The 16536-nt window shown below is 68.1% G+C and carries 14 protein-coding genes; 13 read left to right on the top strand and 1 reads right to left on the bottom strand.

Annotation, left to right across the window (positions count from 1 at the left end; all coding sequences use genetic code 11):
• The first annotated feature begins 37 nt into the window (after positions 1 to 37).
• The 7 genes from LPH33_RS16780 (at position 38) to secA (ending at position 9471) form a co-directional block, all read left to right on the top strand.
• Positions 38 to 703 (top strand): dTMP kinase, encoded by a 666-nt coding sequence (locus LPH33_RS16780; protein ID WP_016694875.1) that lies wholly within the window; start codon positions 38 to 40, stop codon positions 701 to 703.
• Between the two features lie 5 nt (positions 704 to 708).
• A complete protein-coding gene (gene mtrA / locus LPH33_RS16775) occupies positions 709 to 1386 on the top strand; it encodes an MtrAB system response regulator MtrA (RefSeq protein WP_006550216.1) in 678 nt (225 codons plus the stop codon).
• Positions 1387 to 1454: 68 nt separating this feature from the next.
• On the top strand, positions 1455 to 3104 hold the full coding sequence (mtrB, locus tag LPH33_RS16770; protein WP_037191750.1) for an MtrAB system histidine kinase MtrB: 1650 nt from the start codon (positions 1455 to 1457) through the stop codon (positions 3102 to 3104).
• Complete coding sequence (lpqB, locus tag LPH33_RS16765; RefSeq protein WP_160874277.1) at positions 3101 to 4885, top strand: MtrAB system accessory lipoprotein LpqB; 1785 nt, start codon at positions 3101 to 3103, stop codon at positions 4883 to 4885. The genes mtrB and lpqB overlap by 4 nt, the downstream gene beginning before the upstream one ends.
• A 51-nt stretch (positions 4886 to 4936) precedes the next feature.
• Complete coding sequence (locus tag LPH33_RS16760) at positions 4937 to 5581, top strand: ComF family protein (protein ID WP_160874275.1); 645 nt, start codon at positions 4937 to 4939, stop codon at positions 5579 to 5581.
• Positions 5582 to 5816: 235 nt separating this feature from the next.
• On the top strand, positions 5817 to 6485 hold the full coding sequence (gene hpf / locus LPH33_RS16755; RefSeq protein ID WP_060651341.1) for a ribosome hibernation-promoting factor, HPF/YfiA family: 669 nt from the start codon (positions 5817 to 5819) through the stop codon (positions 6483 to 6485).
• A gap of 184 nt (positions 6486 to 6669) precedes the next feature.
• Entirely contained in the window at positions 6670 to 9471 is a 2802-nt protein-coding gene (secA, locus tag LPH33_RS16750; protein WP_229568371.1) for a preprotein translocase subunit SecA, read from the top strand.
• 42 nt (positions 9472 to 9513) lie between these two features.
• On the opposite strand, the gene LPH33_RS16745 is transcribed toward secA, so the two are convergent.
• Complete coding sequence (locus LPH33_RS16745) at positions 9514 to 10065, bottom strand: Rv3235 family protein (RefSeq protein WP_160874271.1); 552 nt, start codon at positions 10063 to 10065, stop codon at positions 9514 to 9516.
• A gap of 176 nt (positions 10066 to 10241) precedes the next feature.
• Here LPH33_RS16745 and LPH33_RS16740 point away from each other — a divergent pair, with 176 nt between their 5' ends.
• From LPH33_RS16740 to LPH33_RS16715, 6 genes are all read left to right on the top strand, one after another.
• On the top strand, positions 10242 to 10730 hold the full coding sequence (locus LPH33_RS16740; protein WP_037190660.1) for an HAD-IA family hydrolase: 489 nt from the start codon (positions 10242 to 10244) through the stop codon (positions 10728 to 10730).
• Positions 10727 to 12136, top strand: a complete 1410-nt coding sequence (locus tag LPH33_RS16735; protein ID WP_160874269.1) for a WS/DGAT/MGAT family O-acyltransferase — start codon at positions 10727 to 10729, stop codon at positions 12134 to 12136. Before LPH33_RS16740 ends, LPH33_RS16735 begins: the two co-directional genes overlap by 4 nt.
• Before the next feature lie 3 nt (positions 12137 to 12139).
• Entirely contained in the window at positions 12140 to 12649 is a 510-nt protein-coding gene (locus tag LPH33_RS16730) for a DUF6912 family protein (RefSeq protein ID WP_016693392.1), read from the top strand.
• Positions 12650 to 12759: 110 nt separating this feature from the next.
• Positions 12760 to 13890, top strand: a complete 1131-nt coding sequence (locus LPH33_RS16725) for a ferredoxin reductase (protein WP_160874267.1) — start codon at positions 12760 to 12762, stop codon at positions 13888 to 13890.
• 30 nt (positions 13891 to 13920) lie between these two features.
• Entirely contained in the window at positions 13921 to 15198 is a 1278-nt protein-coding gene (locus LPH33_RS16720) for a fatty acid desaturase family protein (RefSeq protein ID WP_160874265.1), read from the top strand.
• A gap of 63 nt (positions 15199 to 15261) precedes the next feature.
• The gene (locus LPH33_RS16715) at positions 15262 to 16497 is read left to right on the top strand and encodes a fatty acid desaturase family protein (protein ID WP_059382247.1); all 1236 of its coding nucleotides are present in this window, start codon (positions 15262 to 15264) and stop codon (positions 16495 to 16497) included.
• The last annotated feature ends 39 nt before the right edge of the window (positions 16498 to 16536 follow it).

Below are 16536 nucleotides of genomic sequence, written 5' to 3'. Positions count from 1 at the left end.
ACACGAAGCGCATGAGTGATCCGGGATCACAGGGCACATGGGCGATCTGATCGTCGTCGAGGGTCTCGACGGGGCCGGCAAACGGACGTTGTCCGCCGGACTCGTCGAGACCTGGCGCGAGGCCGGACGGAAGGTCGCGACGCTGGCCTTCCCGCGATACGGGCAGTCGATCCACGCCGATCTGGGCGCGGAGGCGTTGCGCGGGCAGCACGGCGACACCGCCTCGAGCATCGAGGCGATGGCGTTGCTGTGGGCGCTCGACCGTCGCGATGCTGCCGACGAGTTGCGGAAGCTGCTCGCCGACAACGACATCGTGCTGCTCGACCGGTATGTCGCGTCCAACGCCGCGTACACCGCGGCGCGCCGGAACCAGGGCGCGACCGGCCCGGCGGTGGAGTGGATCCGCCATCTCGAGTTCGAACGGTTCGGGCTCCCGGTGCCCGATCTGCAGGTGCTGCTCCGCGTTCCGGTGGCCCTGGCCGCGGAGCGTGCCCGTAACCGCGCCGCGACCGAGGCCGACCGCGATCGCGACGCCTACGAGCGCGATACCGGTCTGCAGCACCGCACCGGCGAGGTCTACGACGAGCTCGCACAGCAGCAGTGGATGTCTCCGTGGGAGGTCGCAGGCCCGCAGACCTCTCCGCGACAACTCGCCGTTGACATCTCAAATCTGCTTCACGACGGTCGAGGGGTGACACGATAGAGGCTATGAAGCCGAGGATTCTGGTAGTCGACGACGACACCGCGCTTGCCGAGATGCTCACGATCGTGCTGCGCGGCGAGGGATTCGAACCGTTCGTGGTGGGGGACGGCACCCAAGCGCTGGGCGCCGTGCGGGAGATCCGGCCCGACCTCGTCCTGCTCGATCTCATGCTCCCCGGCATGAACGGCATCGACGTCTGCCGTGTGCTCCGTGCGGACTCCGGTGTGCCGATCGTGATGCTCACCGCCAAGTCCGACACCGTCGACGTCGTGCTCGGCCTCGAATCGGGCGCCGACGACTACATCGTCAAGCCGTTCAAGCCGAAGGAGCTCGTCGCACGTGTGCGGGCCCGGCTGCGTCGCACCGAGCAGGAACCGGCGGAGGTCCTGACGATCGGGGACATCACCATCGACGTCCCCGCCCACAAGGTCACCCGTGGGGACGAGGCGATCTCGCTCACGCCCCTCGAGTTCGACCTGCTCGTGGCGCTCGCGCGCAAGCCGCGCCAGGTGTTCACCCGTGAGGTCCTGCTCGAGCAGGTCTGGGGCTACCGGCACGCCGCCGACACCCGGCTCGTGAACGTCCACGTCCAGCGTCTGCGCGCGAAGGTCGAGAAGGATCCCGAGAATCCCGAGGCGGTGCTCACGGTGCGGGGGGTCGGCTACAAGGCCGGACCGCCGTGATCCGAACCTACCGGCTTCGGCGGCGTATCACGCGTAGGACGCTGCCGCTGGTGAGGTGGTCGCGGTCGATGAGCAGCCGACTCGCGCACACCTGGCGACGATCGCTGCAGTTGCGGGTCGTGACCTCGACCCTCACGCTGTCGCTGATCGTCATGTTCGTGCTCGGAGTGGTACTCACGAGCCAGATCACCGACCGACTGCTCGAAGTGAAGATCGACGCGGCGACCGAGGAGATGGATCGCTCGCGTGCACTCGTCGAGGGGCAACTCGCGGGCGCCGACGACTCCGGGTCGCTCGCCGTCCGCCTCGACGGTGCCGCGGCGATCCTCACCAGCCGCGGCAGCGACGGGGGACAGGACACCGGCGTCGCCGGAACCTTCGATCCCGTCCTGATCGTTCCCGGCGACGGACCGCGGGCCCCCACCTCGAGCGGGCCCGCCGACCAGATCCCGCAGAACCTGCGCGCCTTCGTCCAGAACGGGCAGATCGCGTACCAGTTCGCGACGGTCGCCGATCCCGACGGCTACACCGGGCCGGCCCTGATCATGGGCAGTCCCACCGACTCCGACATCTCGACGCTCGAGCTGTATCTCGTCTTCCCGCTCGGCGGTGAGGAACGCACCCTCGCCCTCGTGCGCGGCACCCTGCTCGTCGGCGCGGTGGTCCTGCTCGTGCTGCTGGCTGCGATCTCGATGATCGTCGCGCGGCAGGTCGTGCTGCCCATCCGGTCGGCCTCCCGGATCGCCGTGCGCTTCGCCGACGGGCGGCTCAAGGAACGCATGCCGGTCCGTGGTGAGGACGACATGGCGCGGTTGGCGATGTCGTTCAACGAGATGGCCGAGAGCCTGTCGCGGCAGATCACCCAGCTCGAGGAGTACGGCAACCTGCAGAAACGGTTCACCTCCGATGTGAGCCACGAACTGCGCACCCCACTCACGACCGTCCGTATGGCCGCCGATCTCATCCACGACGGCAGCGACGACCTCGACCCCGTCCTCAAGCGGTCCTCCGAACTGCTCGTCGCCGAACTCGACCGCTTCGAGAGCCTCCTCAACGACCTGCTCGAGATCAGCCGGCACGACGCGGGTGTCGCCGAACTCGCCTCCGAGCGACTCGATGTGCGGATGTGCGCGCGTGCCGCCGTCTCGACCGTGCGGCACCTCGCCCGCGAGACCGCCACCGAGCTCATCATCGACCTGCCGGACGAGCCCGTCGAGGCCGACGTCGATCCCCGCCGCGTCGAACGCATCCTGCGCAATCTGCTCGCCAACGCGATCGATCACGGCGAGGGCAAACCCATCCTGCTGCGACTGCGCGCCGACGACGCCGCCGCGGCCTTCGTCGTGCGCGACCAGGGCGTGGGTCTGCGACCGGGGGAGGAGAAGCTCGTCTTCAACCGGTTCTGGCGCTCCGACCCGTCGCGGGTCCGCCGCTCCGGCGGTACCGGCCTCGGTCTCGCCATCAGCGTCGAGGACGCCAACCTGCACAACGGCAAGCTCGAAGCGTGGGGCGAACCGGGACGAGGCGCCAGCTTCCGGCTGACCCTCCCGCGCGAACGCGGACGTAAGGTGGGTCGCAGCCCCCTGCCACTCGTGCCCAGCGCCGCGAAGGCCGTGCAGGGCAAGCCCCCACCGGGTGACGACACCCCGGCGCAGCCGTCGACGGGAGAGATCCCGACCGGCCCTGCGAGCACACCGTCCGAAGGAGCCAGTACATGAGCCGCTCGACTCCGCGTGCAGCGGGCGTGCTCGTCGTACTCCTGACCGTGGCCGGGCTCGTGCTGTCGGGATGCGCCACGCTGCCCGATTCCTCGTCACCGCAGGCCATCGGAACCCTCGAACGCGGCCCCACGACCACCGAGGTCGCCGCACCCGTGCCCGGTCGCGAACCCGACCTGCTCCTACGCGACTTCCTGCAGGCGAGCACGGATCCGACCAACCGCCACCGCGCGGCCCGGCAGTTCCTCACACCCGCGATGTCCGAGTCCTGGGACGACGCGGCGAGCGCGACGATCGTCGACAAGGTCGACGTCCTCGTCGAGGAACGCGACGGCGACAGGGCCACCTACGTGGTGCGGGCGAGCACCGTCGGCTATCTCGAGGAAGGCGGCATCTACCGTCCCGCCGACGGGGAATTCGAGGCACGGTTCTCCCTGGTCCGCACGGACGGGGAGTGGCGCATCGACCGGTTGCCGGCCGGCGTCATCATGGACCGCCCACGCTTCCTCAACACCTATCAGCGCCGCTCGCTGTACTTCCTCGACCCGACCGGCAACGCCGTCGTCCCCGACCCGCGCTGGATCACGGGCACCCCCGAACAGACGGCGTCGCAGCTGATCGGCTTGCTCGTCGAAGGGCCGAAAGAGGTCCTCGCGCCCGCGGTCAAGAACCTCCTCGAGGACGTCACCGTCATCGGCTCGGTGACGAAGGCGGACGGTCGCACGACCGACGTCGGTGTCGGACTCGGCGGCATCCGCATCGACTTCCAGGGCGTCGGCTCGATGGGCCGGCAGGATCGCGAACTGCTCGCCGCGCAGGTGATCTGGACCCTCGCCAACGCAGACATCAGCGGCCCGTACCACCTCCTCGCCGACGGCCAGCCCCTCGACGAACGGTTCCCGAACGGGTGGACCACCGCCGACGTGGCGTCGATGAACCCCCTCGCCGCGTCGAGCGTGACGGTGGGTCTGCACGCCCTGCTGGACGGGGCGCTCGTGAGTGTCGCCGAGACCGGTGTGACGCCCGTCCGCAGCTTCTTCGGCACGGCCGACGACCTGCAGTCCGTCGCTCTGTCGCTGGACGGGGAACTCGTCGCCGCGGTCGAGAACACCGGGAAACCCACACCGGAGCCGGCCGTGCAGCTGATGGTCGGTGCCTACAGCGAAGGCGCCGCCGAACCCGCGGTCGACGGCGAGTCGATCACCCGTCCGTCCTGGTCGCCCAACAACAACTCGGTGTGGGCGGTCGTCAACGGCACCGCGGTGGTGCGCGCTGTACGCGAACCCGGCACCGGGCGGGTCACCGTGGTCGGCGTCGAAGCGGGTGCGATCCGCGCCCTCGGGGGCCGCATCACCGAGCTGCGCCTGTCGCGCGACGGTGTCCGCGCCGCCCTGATCATCGACGGGCGGGTCTTCGTCGCGACGGTCGTACCGACCACGACCGGCGAGTACTCGCTCACCAACCCGCGCGAGATCGGCTTCGGCCTCGGCGGTCCCGCGCTCGCCCTGGACTGGAGCACGGCCGACACGATCGTCGTCTCCCGCGCGTCGGCCGACGTGCCCGTCGTGCAGGTCGCGGTGGACGGCTCGCGCATCGACGCACTCCCGAGCCGCAACCTCACCCCTCCGGTGGTCGCGGTCGAGGCGTCCACGGCCAGCGAGTTCGTCGCCGATTCCCGGACGGTCTTCCAGCTCAACAACCGCGATCCCGCGGGCGACCGGTACTGGCGCGAGGTCCCCGGACTGGCCGGGATGGCGGCCATCCCCGTCCTTCCGGGCTGAGCCTGCCGACTGTGACCTCCGGTCGTCGGTGACTTCGGGCACACTCCCGGTGTGCTCACGGCCCTTCTCGACCTCGTCCTGCCCGCCCGGTGCGGTGGCTGCGCCGCTCCCGGGACGAGCTGGTGCCGGGCGTGCGCACGCGAGTTGTCCGACCATCCCGTGGTCGTCGCGCCGCGCGTCGAACCCGGGGTCCCGGTGTGGAGTCTGGGCCCGTACACCGGCCCCAGGCGCCGCGCGGTGATCGTCGCGAAGGAGCGTGCCCGCCGCGATCTCGCCGAGCCGCTCGGGCTCGCGTGGGCCGTCGCGATCGCGCGGCTGCGCCGATGGAGCGAACTGCCCGAGGGCCCGATGATCGTGGCGCCCGCCCCCACCCGGGCGCGTGCGGCGCGGGCCCGCGGAGGCGATCCCGTCACGCGTGCCGCCCGGGCCGCCGCCACCCACGACCGTCGCCTCCACGTCCACCCGATCCTGAATGTGGCGGCCGGGGTACGCGACTCGGTGGGGCTCTCGGCAGCCGACCGGCAGCGCAACCTCGCCGGTCGTGTCGGGGTGCGCGCCGACGGGCTGCCGCGCACGATCCCGGTCCTCGTCGTCGACGATGTGCTCACCACCGGAACCACCGCGCGCGAGTCGGTGCGGGCACTCCGGCGCGCCGGATTCGACCCTCGCGCAGTGCTCGTGATCGCCCACGCGTGAGCCTGTGGGCGGGCCCGGAAAGTGCCCCGCCGGGTGACCGGAAGACGACGCGACGTGAAATCGCGCGGGAACGGTGGCACACCTCCGCGTTACGTACTACCGTCGCCATCAGACCCGGAAACAACAAGGTAGACGGGTGGAAACGCCTGTTCTTCCGATTCCGGGCGAGCGCGCTCTCGCGCTCATACATCATGCCGGCGCGCGGGCTGCGCCGGCCGTAACTCGGGAGGTACGCGTGACGACCCCTTCGAAGTCCAGAGGTTCCGTTGCAGAGGCCGATGCCGCCACGGAAGGCCCCCGTGCCGACGTTGTCGTGAAAGGACGCAACGTCGAGGTCCCCGATCATTTCCGGATCTACGTCTCCGAGAAACTCGCTCGGCTCGAACGTTTCGATCCGACGATCTTCATCTTCGATGTCGAGTTGCAACACGAACGCAACCGGCGTCAGAGGAAGAGTTGTCAGCGGGTCGAGATCACTGCCCGCGGAAAGGGACCTGTCGTACGCGCCGAGGCCAGTGCCGACAGCTTCTACGCTGCCTTCGAGTCCGTGATCAGCAAGCTCGAATCGCGGCTGCGACGGACGAAGGAGCGCCGCAAGGTCTCCTACGGTGAGAAGACACCCGTGTCCGTGGCGGAAGCCACCGCGGCCCTCGCCCAGGACGACGAGCTCGCGATCTCGCCCGACCTGTCGCTCGGCGACAGCGAGAAGGAACCCCAGGACGGTCCCGGTCGCATCGTCCGGACGAAGGAACACAACGCTCAGCCGATGACCGTCGACGACGCCCTCTACGAGATGGAACTCGTCGGTCACGACTTCTACCTGTTCCACGACAAGGAGACGGACAAGCCGTCCGTGGTCTACCGGCGACACGCCTTCGACTACGGTCTGATCAGGCTCGTGTGACACTGCCGGGAGTGACCGAAGGCACCTCGCCATCGCGGTCACTCCCGCGCAGCGCCTACCATGGAATCCGGCCGGGGTCCGACAAGGCCTCGGCCGGATTTCTTGTCCGTGCAGGTACCCGAGATTGAGGACGAACACACCAGTGCTGTCGCTGACGAAGCTGCTCCGGATCGGTGAAGGTCGCATGGTCAAGCGGCTCAAGCACATCGCCGAGCATGTCGATTCCCTCTCCCCGGACTTCGAGGCCCTGACCGACGCCGAGCTCCGGGCCAGGACGGACGAGTTCCGGAGTCGCTACCGGGACGGCGAGACGCTCGACGATCTGCTTCCGGAAGCCTTCGCGACCGCCCGCGAGGCGTCCTTCCGTGTGCTCGGCCAGAAGCACTATCTTGTCCAGATCATGGGTGGCGCGGCGCTGCACTTCGGCAACATCTCCGAGATGAAGACAGGTGAGGGCAAGACCCTCACCTGTGTGCTGCCGGCCTACCTCAACGCGATCTCCGGCGACGGCGTCCACGTCGTCACCGTCAACGACTACCTCGCCAAGCGCGACGCCGAGTGGATGGGCCGCGTGCACCGTTTCCTCGGCCTCGAGACCGACGTGATCCTGTCCGGAATGACCCCGGCCCAGCGCCGCGCGGCCTACTCCGCCGACATCACCTACGGCACCAACAACGAGTTCGGCTTCGACTACCTGCGCGACAACATGACGCACTCGCTCGACGACCTCGTGCAGCGCGGCCACAACTTCGCGATCGTCGACGAGGTCGACTCGATCCTCATCGACGAGGCCCGGACGCCGCTGATCATCTCGGGTCCCGCCGACGCGTCGAGCAAGTGGTACTCCGAGTTCGCGCGCATCGCCAAGTTGCTCAAGCCCGAGGTGCACTACGAGATCGACATCCGCAAGCGGACCGTCGGTGTGCACGAGGCCGGCGTCGAGTTCGTCGAGGACCAGCTCGGCATCGACAACCTGTACGAGGCGGCCAACTCGCCGCTCGTGAGCTACCTCAACAACGCCATCAAGGCCAAGGAGCTCTACGCCAAGGACAAGGACTACATCGTCCGCAACGGCGAGGTCGTCATCGTCGACGAGTTCACCGGCCGCGTCCTGTCGGGTCGCCGCTACAACGAGGGCATGCACCAGGCGATCGAGGCCAAGGAAGGCGTCGAGATCAAGGCCGAGAATCAGACGCTCGCCACGATCACGCTGCAGAACTACTTCCGCCTGTACGACAAGCTGTCGGGCATGACCGGTACGGCCGAGACCGAGGCCGCCGAGCTCCACCAGATCTACAGCCTGGGCGTCATCCCGATCCCGACGAACCGTCCGATGGTGCGTGTCGACCAGGGCGACCTGATCTACAAGACCGAGGAAGCGAAGTTCGCGGCCGTCGTCGACGACGTCGTCGAGCGTCACGAGAAGGGCCAGCCGGTCCTCATCGGTACGACGAGCGTCGAGCGGTCGGAGTACCTGTCGCGGCAGTTCACCAAGCGCGGTGTTCCCCACAGCGTGCTCAACGCGAAGTTCCACGAGCAGGAAGCACAGATCATCGCGCAGGCGGGTCGGTCCGGGGCGGTGACGGTCGCGACGAACATGGCCGGTCGCGGTACCGACGTCGTGCTCGGCGGCAACCCCGACATCCTCGCCGACATCGAGCTGCGCAAGCGCGGCCTCGATCCGGTCAACACGCCGGAGGAGTACGAGGCGGCCTGGGACGAGACCCTCGAGCGGATCAAGCTCGAGTCGAAGGCCGACGCCGAGAAGGTGCGCGCGGCCGGTGGTCTGTACGTGCTCGGCACCGAGCGGCACGAGTCGCGTCGTATCGACAACCAGCTGCGTGGTCGTTCCGGTCGCCAGGGCGACCCGGGCGAGTCGCGGTTCTACCTCTCGCTCGGCGACGAGTTGATGCGCCGGTTCAACGGCGCCGCGCTCGAGTCGATCATGACGCGTCTGAACCTGCCCGACGACGTGCCGATCGAGGCGAAGATGGTCTCCAAGGCCATCAAGAGCGCGCAGACGCAGGTCGAGCAGCAGAACTTCGAGATCCGCAAGAACGTCCTCAAGTACGACGAGGTGATGAACCAGCAGCGCACCGTCATCTACGAGGAGCGCCGCCGGATCCTGCGCGGCGAGGACCTCGAGGGTCAGGTGCAGCACATGCTCACCGACGTGATCACCGCCTACGTCGACGGTGCCACCGCCGAGGGCTATGTCGAGGACTGGGATCTCGAGCAGCTGTGGGCGGCCCTCAAGACCCTCTACCCGGTAGGTGTCGACCACAAGACGCTCGTCGCCGAGAACGAGGATCTCGACCGCAACGGCCTGCTCGAGGTTCTTCTCGAGGACGCCCGCGCCGCCTACACGCGTCGCGAGGCCGAACTCGAGGCCATCGCCGGGGAGAACGCGATGCGCGAACTCGAGCGTCGTGTGCTGCTGTCGGTCCTCGACCGCAAGTGGCGTGAGCACCTCTACGAGATGGACTACCTCAAGGAGGGCATCGGCCTGCGCGCGATGGCCCAACGCGATCCGCTCGTCGAGTACCAGCGCGAAGGCTTCGACATGTTCACCGCGATGCTCGAGGGTCTGAAGGAGGAATCGGTCGGATTCCTGTTCAACCTCCAGGTCGAGGCCGCGCAGCAGCAGCAGCAGTCCGCGGGTGTGGCGGTCACGCCGGCCTCCGCGGCGGCCGCCGCGCAGGCGGCCCCGAGCCTCGCCAAGGCGGCTCCCGCCCGACCGGCACAGCAGCCCGCTCGGACGGCACAACCGGCGCAGGCGGAACCCGCTCCGGCCGCGCTGCGGGCCAAGGGTCTCGACGAGACCGAGCGGCGCCTGACCTACACCGGCCCCGACGAGGACGGCCGCGCTCACGTCGCGCGTACGACCGCCGGTGCCGACGCGGGCTCCGCGCCCCGGCAGGCCGGCACCCGCAAGGAGCGTCGTGCCGCGGCCCGCCGCGACGCGAAGACCAACCGGCGGCGCTGAGTCGAAGACTCACATGGAGCGATCACCCCACGACCCTGTGGCTCACCCGAGCCACAGGGTCGTGATCGTCCAGCGGTGCGGAGCACGAGGACGGGGACGCTTGCGCACCATGCGGCCGGCGAAGGCGAACACCCGGTCCCCGCGGCCGTAGCTGCCGAACAATTCCACGGTGTCGGCGTCGACGGGACGAACTCGTGTCCGCAGCAGCACCGCGGTGCTGCGTCCTGCACGCGGAGGCCGGCCCGCGGTGATCGTCGCGACCAGACGTGGATCGAGGACCGCGGTGGACTGCACGGCGGGGCGGCGGCCGTCGACCACTTCGAGGACCAGGCGCACCGCCGTCTCCGCGACCCGCACGACACCCGGATCGAGCACGATCGCGGGCCGGTCACCCGGTGTCGCGACCGGACCTTCGGTGCCTCGGGCAACCGCCGGACGTTCGATTCCGTCGCGGTGGACCGGGGCGCGCCCCGAGCGTCCGTCGTGCGGCGTGGGCCGACGGGTGACGTGGCTGCGGGGGTGTTGGCAGGGTGCCTCGACCGGGGGTTCGAGGCGGGTGAGGCGGCGCACGTAGCGCCCGGTGTGATGCGACATGGGCTCTCCCGAAGGGCATGAGAATGGGATCGGCACGGTCGACACCGTGCCGGTGAAGCGGTTCGGGAGAGGACGAACCGCGCACATGATGCCACATTTCCGGAAGACGGTCCCGGTTCGACGCGCACGGGTTGCGCTGCGCGAGCGGGACGTCCGGGACCTACGGTGGTGTCGTGATGCGAGGACTCGTACTCGATGTCGGTGGCGTCCTGGTCGGGCCGGGAAGCGACCCCGGCACGTTCGGCGCGGCGGTGACGGTCCTGCGTGCACGCGGTGTGCGGACCGCTCTGTTGAGCAACGACCCCGGTGGGCCCGGCGCGCAGTGGCTGCGCGATCTCGAGGGCCCGTTCGTCGATCGAGTGGTGCTCTCGGGGGACGCGCGTGTCGCCAAACCGGATCCCGAAAGCTACCTGCTGGTCGCCCGGCTGCTGGACCTCGAACCCGGCGAGTGCGTCTTCGTCGACGATTCGGTCGGCAACGTGCGAGGCGCCGCCGCTGCGGGGATGGTCGGCGTACACCATGATGGTTCACACGACGCGCCGGGCGAACTGGCCGTACTCTTCGATCTCGATCCCGAGGAGATCGGGAGCGGAGCCACGGAGGGCGCCGGGTCGTGGTGGCGGCGCTCGGGAGGTTCGGGTCAGGAGGGGGAACGGGGTCGATGACGAGCCGGATGACAGCGCAGGACGCGTCGTACTACTACCTGGAGACGAGCAACACGCCGATGCACGTCGGGTCGCTCGCGATCCTCGAACCCCCCGAGGGCGGTCTCGACTACGAGAGCGTGCTCCGGTTGGTCGAGCAGCGACTGCCCGAGGTGCCCCGCTACCGGAAGAAGGTGCGGGAGGTCGCATTCGGGCTTTCGCGACCCGTGTGGGTCGACGACCGCGACTTCGACATCACCTACCACGTGCGACGCTCCGCGCTGCCGAAGCCGGGCTCCGACGAACAGCTGCACGACCTCGTCGCGCGTCTGGTCTCGAGGCCGCTCGACCGCACGCGACCGCTGTGGGAGATGTACCTCGTCGAGGGACTCGCGAACGATCGGGTGGCGTTGTTCACGAAGTCGCATTCGGCGCTCGTCGACGGCGAGGAGGCCCTCGACATCGTCCAGGTACTCTTCGACAAGGAGCCGGTGCCGCGTGAGGTCCCCGAGGAATTGTGGATGCCCGAACGCGAACCGTCGGAGTCCGCTCTGCTCGTCGGAGCGCTCGCCGAACTCGTCGCGCGCCCGGGGGAGGGGATCGCCGCCGTGCGATCGGCCGTGGGCGATCTCACGGCGACGCTCACCGAGACCGTCGACGCGGTGGGCAGGATCGCCCGCACGGCTGCGCAATCGGCGCCCGAGACTCCGCTGAACACGCAGATCTCGCGGAGCCGCCGGTTCTCCGTGGTGCGCTCCGATCTGGAGCCCTACCGCAAGATCCACTCCCGCTACGGCTGCACGATCAACGACGTGGTGCTCGCGGTCCTCGCGGGGGCGCTGCGCTACTGGCTGCTCTCCCGCGGGGAACCGGTGACCGAGGCGACCGTGGTGCGGGCGATGGTCCCGATGTCGGTCTACACCCAGGATCCGGACGACTGCGGCGACAACGACACGATCCAGGTGCACCCGCAGGGTGAGGTGTCGTCCTTCCTGCTGGATCTGCCGGTGGGGGAGCCGAACGCGGTGGTCCGGTTGTCGCACATCGCGCACGCCGGCGAGGCCTACTCGCGGCAACGGCGGCGCGTGGCGGCGCAGACGATGGTCCGCTTGTCGGGCTTCGCTCCGGCGACGATGCACGCGGTGGGAGCGAGGGTCGCGATGGGTTTCTCGCAGCGGATGTTCAACCTCATGATCACCAATGCGCCGGGTCCGCAGCACCCGCTCTACCTCACCGGGGCCCGGTTGCTCGAGATCTTCCCGGTCTCGCCGCTGCTGAAGAATCAGTCCTTGAGCATCGCGTTGACGTCCTACGACGGCAAGATCTACTACGGTTTGAATGCGGATCGTGATGCGATGCCCGATGTGGACGTGGCAGCGACGCTGATCCAGGAATCTCTCGAGGAGTTGACGGATGCCGGCAGGTGAGAAGTGACGCGTGTCTATGTACCGGCAACGCTCGCGATGTTGCAGGGCCTCGTCGCCGACGGTGAGGTCGACGCGGTGGGCCGAACGGCCTTCGCGGTGACCCCCGCTCTGCGCGAGGCGTATACGGCGGGCGACGACGAGGAACTCGCCGAGGTCGCGATGGCCGAGGCGGCACGCGCGTCGCTGCGGTTGCTCGGCTCGGAGGAGCCGAACGATCATCCGTCCTTCGCGTCCCGTCGGGTGGTGATCGCCGCCGACGTCGACGAGGTGAAGCCGCGCCCGGATCTCGACGACGCGGTCGTCAAGCTCACCGGTCCGATCACGATGCGTGCGGTCGCGTCGGTGCACATCGACCTGCAGGAGGCGGAGGCCGACGTCGCGCGGGCACGCGAGATCGTCGATGCGGCCGAACTGGGCGACGAGGAGGCCGAGTTCGTCCTCGGCGACGCGGAGGACCACGAACTGGCGTGGTACGCGGCGCAGGAGTTGCCCTTCCTGCTCGAACTGCTCTGACCTCGCATATCGCCACGTCATCGGTGTGACGGCCGTCTCCTGCTCAACCTACGCTTCCGTAACCTCTGATAACCTACGGAGGCGTAACCGGAGTGAGGAGAAACGGTCGGATGGGCCTGAAGGAATGGATCGAGAAGCCTGCGGCACACGTCGCGCCAGGGGAGAAGTCGCTCTCCAACGTCCTGCGTGGCGCGGTGGCCCGGCTGACCACCCCTCTGCTTCCCGACGACTACCTGCATCTGGTCAACCCGCTGTGGTCCGCCCGTGAACTGCGCGGTCGCGTCGTCTCGGTGCGTCAGGAGACCCCCGATTCCGCGACGATCGTCATCCGTCCGGGCTGGGGCTTCGACTTCGGATACGCGCCCGGCCAGTACATCGGCATCGGTCTGCACATCGACGGTCGCTGGCACTGGCGCTCGTACTCGCTGACCTCCTCGCCCACCTGGGACGACAAGGTCATCTCCATCGCCGTGAAGGCGATGCCCGAGGGCTTCCTGTCGAGCCACCTCGTCGGTGGTGTCCCCGAGGGCACCGTCGTGCGCCTCGCGGCCCCGAAGGGCGATTTCGTCCTGCCCGACCCGCCGCCGGCGAAGATCCTCTTCCTCACGGCCGGCAGTGGCATCACGCCGATCATGTCGATGCTGCGGACGCTCGACCGGCGCGCGGTCGAACGCGAACTCGACCTGCCCGACGTCGTGCACATCCACTCGGCGCCGACAGCCGAGAACGTGATGTTCCGGTCCGAACTGGAGCATTTCGACGCCACCCACGATCGCTTCCGGGTGCACGTGCGTCACACCCGTGAGAAGGGCAAGTTCGCGCTCTCCGAGCTCGACGAGGTGTGCCCCGACTGGCGCGAGCGCCAGACCTGGGCGTGCGGTCCCCAGCAGATGCTCGACGACATCACCGCGCACTGGACCGCGGAGGGTATCGAGGATCAGGTCCACCTCGAGCGTTTCGCCGTCAGCCGCGCCGACACCTCGGGATCGGGTGGAACGATCACGTTCGCGAAGTCCGGCAAGACCGTCACCGTGGACGGCGCCACGACGATTCTCGAGGCCGGTGAGAGCGTCGGTGCGCTGATGCCCTTCGGCTGTCGCATGGGAATCTGTCAGACTTGTGTTGTGCCGCTCGAGAAGGGGCACGTCGTCGATCTGCGATCCGGCAAGGAGCACGCAGAGGGCGAGCGCGTCCAGACCTGCATCTCCGCCGCTGCCGGCGACTGCACACTGGACGTGTAGACACCGACAGCAATCTCCGAAGGATCCCGCTTGGCCATCACCGACATCCGCGCGTTCTCGCATCTGACCGAAGACGATATCGTTGCTCTCGCAAACGAATTCGACGCGATTCGACGGGATGTGGAGAATTCGCGCGGCCCGCGGGACGCCCGCTACATCCATTCCGTCATCCGTGCGCAGCGTGTGCTGGAGGTGGTCGGACGCTGCGCGCTGTTCGGTTCGCGTCGACGGTCGCGCTGGATCATCGGTACCGCTGCGCTGTCGCTCGCGAAGATCATCGAGAACATGGAACTCGGGCACAACGTGATGCACGGGCAGTGGGACTGGATGAACGACCCCGAGATCCACTCGACCTCGTGGGAATGGGATCAGACCGGTCCGTCCGAGCACTGGAAGCGCGCCCACAACTACGCGCACCACACCTACACGAACATCGTGGGCATGGACGAAGACGTGGGATTCGGTATCCTGCGGATGACGCGCGACGAGAAGTGGCGTCCGCGCAATCTCGCGCAGCCGATCGCGAACATCGTCCTCGCGCTGACCTTCGAGTGGGGGATCGCGCTGCACGACCTCTCGGCGAAGAAGGAACTCGAGGGCGTCCCGCCCGCGCAGTGGAATTCGGGGCCCAACAAGGAATTCGCGGCGAAGGCCGGCCGGCAGATCGTCAAGGACCTGGTGTTCTTCCCGGCGCTCACCGGCCCGGCCTGGCGCAGCACGTTGTCGGCGAACCTCACCGCTAATGTGATCCGCAACATCTGGGCGTATCTCGTGATCTTCTGCGGCCACTTCCCCGACGGCGCAGAGAAGTTCACGACCGAGCACTACGAGAACGAGACGCGCGGGGAGTGGTATCTGCGCCAGTTGCTCGGCAGCGCAAACATTTCCGGTGGGCGTGCGATGGATTTCCTCACCGGGAATCTCAGTTACCAGATCGAGCATCACCTGTTCCCGGACCTGCCGAGCAACCGCTACCCGGAGATCGCCGCCCGTGTGCGGGCGCTGTGCGGCAAGTACGACCTGCCGTACACGACCGGCTCGCTCGCCCGGCAGTACTGGCTCGCCCTGCGCACGATCCACAAGCTCGCCTTGCCCGACCGGTTCCTCAAGGCGACGGCCGATGACGCCCCCGAGACCTCCTCCGAGCGCAAGTTCGACAGGTGGCGCCCGGACGTGCCCGCGGTGGTCACCGAGGCGTCCACCGGACGTCGCCGGGGTCTGCTCACGGCGCTGCGGGTCCACGCCGAGCATGCGGTAGCAGAGCGTCGTCGTCGCAGTGGTGAATCGCGACCTTCCGCCACTGTGTGATTCGCGACACAGCTCCGAATTCGGCTAACCTACGGGCCCGTAACCTACGGTAGAGTAGCCCGCATGGCGATATCGGATGTCAAGGAGTACGCGCACCTGACGGAGGCGGACGTCGAGGCCATCGGCCGCGAACTCGACGCCATCCGGCGCGATATCGAGGAGTCCCGCGGTGAGCGCGACGCTCGATACGTCCGCAACACGATCCGGCTGCAGCGCGGCCTCGAGATCGGCGGGCGCCTCGTGCTGCTCGGCTCGAACAAGCGTCCGCTGTGGCTGCTGGGCACGGGCATGCTCTCCCTGTCGAAGATCATCGAGAACATGGAGCTCGGGCACAACGTGATGCACGGGCAGTGGGACTGGATGAACGACCCCGAGGTGCACTCGGCCAACTGGGAGTGGGACAACGTCGACCCGTCGGCGCACTGGAAGATCACCCACAACTACCTGCACCACAAGTACACCAACATCCTCGGCATGGACGACGATGTGGGATACGGCCTGCTGCGCGTCACCCGCGACCAGCGATGGAAGCCGTTCTACCTCGGCAACGTCGCGTACAACGCCATCCTCGCAGCGCTGTTCCAGTACGGCATCGCCATCCAGCTGCTCGAGCTCGGCAAGGTCATCCAGGGACGCGACGACCGCGAGCTCACCAAGGCACGCGGCAAGGAGGTGCTCGCCAAGCTCGGCAAGCAGCACCTCAAGGACTACGTGATCTACCCGGCGCTCACCGGCAAGTCGTGGAAGTCCACGATGAAGGCCAACGCCACGGCCAACTTCGTGCGCAACATCTGGACCAACGCGGTGATCTTCTGCGGTCACTTCCCGGACGGTGCGGAGAAGTTCACGAAGCAGGACATCGAGACCGAGACGCGTGCCCAGTGGTACCTGCGTCAGATGCTCGGCTCCGCGAACATCTCCGGCGGCAAGGTCATGGACTTCATGACCGGCAACCTGAGCTACCAGATCGAGCACCACATCTACCCCGACCTGCCGTCCAACCGGTACGCGGAGATCGCGGTGCGCGTGCGTGAGCTGTGCGAGAAGTACGACCTGCCGTACACCACGGGTCCGCTCGCGGTGCAGTACTGGAAGTCGTGGCGCACCATCGCCAAGCTGTCGCTGCCCGACAAGTACCTCAAGGACGACCGCGACGCCGCTCCGGAGACCGCTTCCGAGCGGGGCTTCGGCGGAGCGCCGGAGATCGATCCGGCCACCGGTCGCCGCGTGGGTCTGGCCACCACCATCGAGAAGACCCGCAAGCGTGGATTCATCCGCCGCGCGCTCGGCATGCGCTGACGGTCACGAGAACGAGCACGAACCCCGGCACCACACGGT

This window comes from Rhodococcus sp. RDE2 (assembly GCF_020885655.1).
GTDB lineage: Bacteria > Actinomycetota > Actinomycetes > Mycobacteriales > Mycobacteriaceae > Rhodococcus > Rhodococcus pyridinivorans.
This window is presented reverse-complemented; position numbering and strand designations above follow the sequence as displayed.